The organism is Roseivirga seohaensis (assembly GCF_001592945.1).
Classification (GTDB): domain Bacteria; phylum Bacteroidota; class Bacteroidia; order Cytophagales; family Cyclobacteriaceae; genus Roseivirga; species Roseivirga seohaensis.
In genome coordinates this window covers 243580-250447 of sequence record NZ_LRPB01000047.1, presented here as the reverse complement: position 1 = coordinate 250447, position 6868 = coordinate 243580, and the positions used below count along the sequence as shown (strand labels likewise).

Sequence of the window (6868 nt, the reverse complement as noted above, 5' to 3'; positions counted from 1 at the left end):
CAGTGACTGCTTCGCTAAAGGCAAAGGCAGCAGTGAATGCTCCGTTGATCGGGTCAGCCGCAGTGCTTGAAATAAGTACTGTTGGAGCCGTTAAATCAGCAATAAGGCTAAACTGAGTGGCAGCGGTATTTCCATTCGTAGCGGCATCTTGGGCTACATTAGCAGCAACATCAATGGTTACAGCACCATCAGTTGTTGGGGTAATTAAAGCGGTATAAACAGAAGTACTTGTGGCTGTAAAGTTAGAAGCTGTCGCGTTTCCTAAAGTAATATCTCCCACTGCAAATCCAGTGACTGCTTCGCTAAAGGTAAGGGTAACCGTAAATGCTCCGTTGATCGGGTCAGCCGCAGTGCTTGAAATAAGTACTGTTGGAGCCGTTAGATCAGCAGTAATACTAAGCTGAGTGGCAGCGGTATTTCCATTCGTAGCGGCATCTTGGGCTACATTGGCAGCAACATCAATGGTCACTGTACCATCAGTAGTTGGGGTAATATCTGCGGTATAAACAGAAGTACTTGTGGCAGTGAAGTTAGAAGCTGTCGCGTTTCCTAAAGTAATATCGCCCACCGCAAAACCTGTAACATCCTCACTAAATGTGAAAGTAGCTGTAAAGGCTCCATTGGTTGGATTAGCTACAGCACTTGTAATGGTAATGATTGGAGCGGTTACGTCTGCAGTAATACTAAACTGAGTGGCAGCTGTATTGTCTACGCCTCCAGCATCTTGAGCACTTGCCACTGCTACATCAACGGTCACTGTGCCATCAGTTGTCGGAGTGATCAGGGCAGTATAAACAGAAGTACTTGTGGCATTGAAATTAGAGGCAGTTCCATTACCAACGGTGATATCTCCTATTGCAAAACCTGTAACTGCTTCGCTAAAAGTAATCGTTATATCAAAACCATTAGTTGGCGGTGTTTCCCCACTTGAAATAACTACTGTTGGTGCCACTGGACTTGAAATCACGGTAGTATTGGCGTCTATGTCATTTCGTTGTCCATCACTCACTTGAATAGTAAAAGTTGTTTTCTCAGTACTTCCTGAGGAAACCCTATTATCCGTAGGGTTAAAGACCAAAGCTCTTAAAGAAGCTTGCAAACTGGCAGCATCCGTGCTTGCTAAGGTATATGGCCCCGAACCCGTAAGACCTGTTCCTGACAAGACTCCTTTGGCATTGTCGTCTAAGGTTATGGTAGCTGAAACATTGTCCCCATTAGGGTCGGCTACGGTAATTGCAGAAAATGGACTAATTGTAGCATTATCGTTTACCGCTTGATTGGCCACGGCACCAGTAATGACTGGCGCTGCCAAAGAATAAACATTTATATCTGCACCAGTAAGTCCTGTTACAAACATGATAGTACCCTCATTATTAAATGCAAGTGAAAATGGCCTATTTTCCTGCGCAACCACCGAAAAACGCTCTGCATCACCCGCATAAACGGCTGTAGAAACATCAAAAGCCACAGCCAAATTATATTCATTGATATCATCCCCAGACTCTCCTATCACAAACATTCTAGTGCCATAAGGCTCAAACATCAAGGAGCGAGAGCTCATTTCTTGCCCAGCTATAGAAAAACGCTCTGCATTCCCGGCATAAACAGCCGTGGAAACATCAAAAGCTACAGCCAAGTTATATTCATTGATATCATTCCCAGAATTTCCTAACACAAACATTTTTGTACCATCATTATTAAAAGCAAGTGAAATGGGGGCATCTTCTTGCGCTGCTACTGAAAAACGTTCTGCGTCTCCTGCATACACAGCTGTAGAAACATCAAAGTTCGTAGTTAGCGTATATTCATTGATATCATCTCCAAACTCCCCTAAAACAAACATTTTACTCCCGTCAATATTAAAGGCAAGCGAGTTAGGATACACTTCTTGCGTATTTACTGCAAAACGCTCTGCATTCCCGGCATAAACAGCCGTAGAAACATCAAAACCGATAGTCAGGTTATATTCATTAATATCTCTTCCATTTCCTCCCATAATGAACATCTTGGTACCATCGCCATTAAAAGCGAGTGACTTAGGGTACAGTTCCTGCGCAGCCACAGAAAAACGTTCATGGTCTCCAGTAAAAACTGCTTTAGAAACATCAAAAGCACCTGAAATGGTATTTACATAATTCGTTTTTGTGAGTGTTCTGGAGCAACCGTCAAAATCACGAACAGTCAGGCTTACATTGAAAGTACCAGATGTAGTATAAGTATGTGTAGGGTTTTGTAAGTTAGAAGTTGAACCATCTCCGAAGTTCCAAGTCCACTTATCAATAGGAGCACTTGAAGTAGTTTGGCTTTGAAAAGTTACTGCGCCAGGGCCACCCAATAGTGTGGTACTAGTGGCACTAAATTTAACATCAGGCCCCAGAACCTGAACGTAATTGGTTCTGGTTTTTTCATGAGTACAGCCACCAGAATCTGTAATCCTTAGTTTTACGGTGTAGTTTCCAGGTTTATCATAAACATGTGTAGGGTTTTGGTCTGTGGAAGTCTGTCCATCGCCAAAATCCCAAGCCCAACCCACAATGGTATTAGTGCCTGAAATAGACGAAGCATCTGTGAAATTTACCGTCAAAGGGCCACAGCCAAAAAGGGATGAACCATTAAAATCCGCAGTAGGCACCGAAATGGAAATTGTTTGTGTGAAAGTATCGGTGTAACCGAAAATAGTATCTTGAACTGTCAGTGTAACGGTAAAGTCTCCTGTGGTAGTGAAGGTGCGAATTGGGTTCTTTGCGGTTGATGTGCCTCCATCACCAAAGTTCCACAGCCAAGTGTCTGGATTAACTGACTGGTCAGTAAAAAATACGGTGTGTGGAGTTGAACAACCTGAAGCCGGATTGGCATTGAACTTGGCATCGAAGGTTTGTGCTCCAGCATTAAAGATATAAGCAAAAAAGAGCAACGCGACTAACAGTTTTCCTTTTAACGAGCATGGAAAGCTTAGTTTAAACACTACAATATTTCTTAGGGAGTTATTTATCAAACACCATTGACGAAAGGTATTCATACGATGGTGTGAAGCTGTACTGAACGAAATTGATTTAGTTGATTTAGCTTTCATAATGGGTTAGGCGATACAAAGCTAAACCCGAGAAGCAAGCCAAAACATACGTAGCGATACGTATTTAATAAGCGCAAATGTGATAAACAGCTTTTATTTAGGGATTATCAGTGAGATGATTGTTCCGGTTTCACTAGAAACAATATTGACTTTTCCATTTAGCATAGCAATTCTTTCTTGTAGTGTTTTGAGTCCTAAAGAAGTACCTGATTGTTGTTCCTGTTCTACAACAAAACCTCGACCGTTGTCTTGAATATTGATCAGGATTTTACCTTTGGCGTGTTCAATGGAAAGTCTAGCTGATGCTGCATTGGCATGCTTCACTATGTTATTCAATGCCTCCTGAATGATTCTGTAAAGGTTGAGTTCTTCGTCTTCCTTAAAAATACCATCGATATTTTCCAGTTCGGTAGAAAAGAATACTTCGGTATTTTCATCGAGTTTGCGGATCAATTCTTCCAGTGCTGCAGTGAGTCCGAGCCTACTGAGCACAACGGGATGCAGGTTTTTGGTTATGCTACGCACCTCATCTAGTGTTGCACTTACGTTTTTAATTATTTCTTCATTTTTAGAAGCATTCGCCTGATTCTTCAGCAAAATCAACTGCTGCCCCACACTATCATGCAAATCACGAGAAATTCTCATGCGCTCCTCTTCCTGTACCTTTAAAAGTGTTCGAGAATAGTGTTGCTCAAGCCTTTTGGCCTTGTTGGCCTGAAAAACGAAATAGTAACTTATCACTCCAACCAAAAGCACACAAAGTATTATGAACCAAATAGTACGATAAAAAAACTCCTGGGCATGAATTCTCAGTTCAAGCTCTTCTCCAAAGGCTAGCCCTTCAGAGTCTACCATTCTAACAGCCAACCGATATTTCCCAGCCGCCAAGTTATCAAACTGAATTTCACCCGGTTGCTTAATTGGCAGCCATTCGCCATTGTTCAATTTAAACTCCATATTGACCTTTACTGGCTGGGTAAGCCCATTTGGTGCCAGCTGTATTTTCAAAAACTTGTTTTCAGCGGGTAACGATATATTTTTGACCTGAGCCAAATTTCCAAGAGCTGTAATATTCGTATTAGCATTTGTCTTAATATCAAAATAAGTAAGACTGGTAAGTACCACTCTCCCCCCTTTCTCGATCTTTCTTACTTCTGTTGGGTAGAAAAAATTCAGCCCTCTAATGGCTCCTAAAAAAACTCCTCCATCAGCAGTTTGCAACATGCTGTAACGGTTAAACTCATTATTGCTAAATCCATCGTCCTCTACATACCTTCCCGAGGTTTGTGTTTGTGGGTTATATTTTATTAAGCCTGAAAATGTAGCAAACCAAAAATTAGATTGTTCATCTTTAAAAACTGAAGCAATAGGACTGGCGGTTGGGTCGGTATAAAGCAAAACGGGTTCTTTGTTTTCATTACTCATCTGATAAACACGGCCATCGCTAGTGGTAATCATCAAGCCGTATTCATCAATAACATCCAACATCATCAGTTTATCGGGCTCCACTGGAATATCGATAAAAGCCTCATTCCCATCTTTAAAAGTAAAAAGCCCATTTTTTGTTGTTGCATAGAAGCTACCACCAAACTTTGCTAAGTCCATAATAACCAGCGAATCGTTTACCGATAAAGGTCTATTGACTTTATTTACTTTATCGAATTCCATTAGGGGAAAAGTAGCTGCACCGTATACAATCCTATCTCCATCATCAACCATTGCTGAAATAGGGTAATGCCTAAACCTTTCTACCTCGTGCGTTGCAAGGTCTATTAGTAAAACTCCTTCATTGTAGTTGGTCCAAATATTATTTTCACTAATAAACAATCCCCTAACTTCCGAAGCGGAGAAAGGTTGACCGTTCATAAATATAGGAAATGGTTCTTCTGTTTTATCGTCAACATCTATCAGGTATAAACCACCTACCTCGGTACCCACTAAGTATTTACTCTCTTTATAATGGGTAATACTTCTTACACTAAAACCCTCTAAAAAATTATGTACCCCCGTATTTTTAAAAACTATATGAACTAACCTACCCAATTGGGCTAAATACAATTCCTTTTTCAGGTTTTGGCTAGCCATATTGGTTATATTATTCACCTTTACTATGGTATTACTTTTTTGGTTTACTTGGTTTATAAATTCTCTTTTGATTAAAACCTGATCACCTGTGGCATCCAACAATGCGATATTTCCAAAGCTATCGTTTATGGCGTTTAGTTTTTGATAAAGATTATTTTTGATAACCCCAGTCTTGCCAGGTTTGGTAAGATTGCTCTTAGACCAAGTCATATTTTGATCATTGTATCGATAAATTTCTTTCTCGCTTTTTAAAACAAACTCGAATGCCTCCTCGAACCAAAAGCAATCAGCAAGAGCTAAAACTTCTTGATTGTCTGTTTTTTCAAGACTGAAGTCTTCATAATCAAACTCCTTTATTATTTCACCATTAAGTGCATAGGCTATAATCCCCGTTCTAGCTTCAGAAACGAGAAAATGATCCTCAAAAGAAATTACTTGGTACAAATAAGACTCCCCGCCTTCTGTTCTTAACCTGAATAACCTCTTGAGGGATAAATCTTCATTTAACAGATATAGATAAGTTTCTCCTGCGGTATCTAGTGCAATAAAGGTAGTGTTACCTTGAACAAACAGATTAGAAATTTTAACATCAATACCTTTATTTGAAATGGGTATTTGCTGGAACTCAAAACTAGACGGGTTGAACAAATAAAGGTAATCAGAGGTACGTGCTGAAGAAAATCGTAAATAAAAAAGGCCATCAGCCCTCTTTTTTAAGATAAAAATATTTGGTGAAATGTCTTCAGGAATGGGTAACGATACGGAATGAAAATTATAACCATCGAACCATTGCAGTTTGGGTATATTTTGAAGAAAGGCGCTTGCGCCCAAGTCAGATTCTAATCCGCTAATCCACAGCCAACCATTATTATCATAGACCAAAGAGTGAATATCACCAACTTCTAAACCATCCTTTGCATCATAAGAATTGAATGCTAAAATACCTTGATCTTGTTTATTTTGCCCCAGTAGGCTTGATGTAGCCAAAAGTAACCAAATACACAAAAATGGTTTAAAAGGGGTGCGCAAATACAACCCTAATGCAACAAATGTTTGTTGTGCAATACCCATGTTGTTAATCCATTAGGCTTCCCTTCTAAATCCAACTTCTGAATAATATTGCTGCGATGTTTTTCAACTGTTCGCTCAGATATAAAAAGCTTATCAGCTATTTCTCGAGTTGACTGGTTAGCGGCTATAAAATTAAGGATTTTCCGTTCTGATGGTGTAAGCGCCTCTATCATTTCCAGCGTTGTTTGTGCTGATGCAATATCTTTTAAATGAAAAGCCTTGCTAAAATATTTCCCTCCATTGGCCACTTCATTAATACAAGCTTCAATCTCTTCCAGTGCATCTTCTTTCAATAGATAACCTGAAACATTAAGACTTTTCGCTCGTGCAATAAACTCTGTTTCTTTATGATATGAGAGAATTATGAATTTGGTATCGTAGTTATGCTCCATGCAATGTTTGGCCACCGAAAGCCCATTCATTTCAGGCATTTCAATATCCAAAATGGCAATTTCTGGGTTGAACTCTGTAATTAGCTTTAATACAGCTCTTCCGTCACTAGCTGTGCCCAAAACATTAAAGCCTTTAGAGATTAGAGTAGACTCTAACCCCTGTAATAATAACGGATGATCATCAGCTAAAACAAGAGTTACTTTATTCATTTAAAAATTGAGTATTTGGAACGTGAAGATAACCCTA

Annotated in this window: 3 protein-coding genes; all 3 read right to left on the bottom strand. The window is 39.7% G+C overall.

The window, feature by feature from the left end:
* Positions 1–3073: PKD domain-containing protein (locus tag AWW67_RS14470; RefSeq protein WP_141655467.1), on the bottom strand; the 3073-nt coding region annotated here is incomplete at its 3' end.
* 93 nt (positions 3074–3166) lie between these two features.
* Positions 3167–6229, bottom strand: a complete 3063-nt coding sequence (locus tag AWW67_RS14465; protein ID WP_062302609.1) for a sensor histidine kinase — start codon at positions 6227–6229, stop codon at positions 3167–3169.
* Positions 6196–6831, bottom strand: coding sequence for a response regulator transcription factor (locus AWW67_RS14460; protein ID WP_053222087.1), 636 nt, complete (start codon positions 6829–6831; stop codon positions 6196–6198). The genes AWW67_RS14465 and AWW67_RS14460 overlap by 34 nt, the downstream gene beginning before the upstream one ends.
* Between the last annotated feature and the right edge of the window lie 37 nt (positions 6832–6868).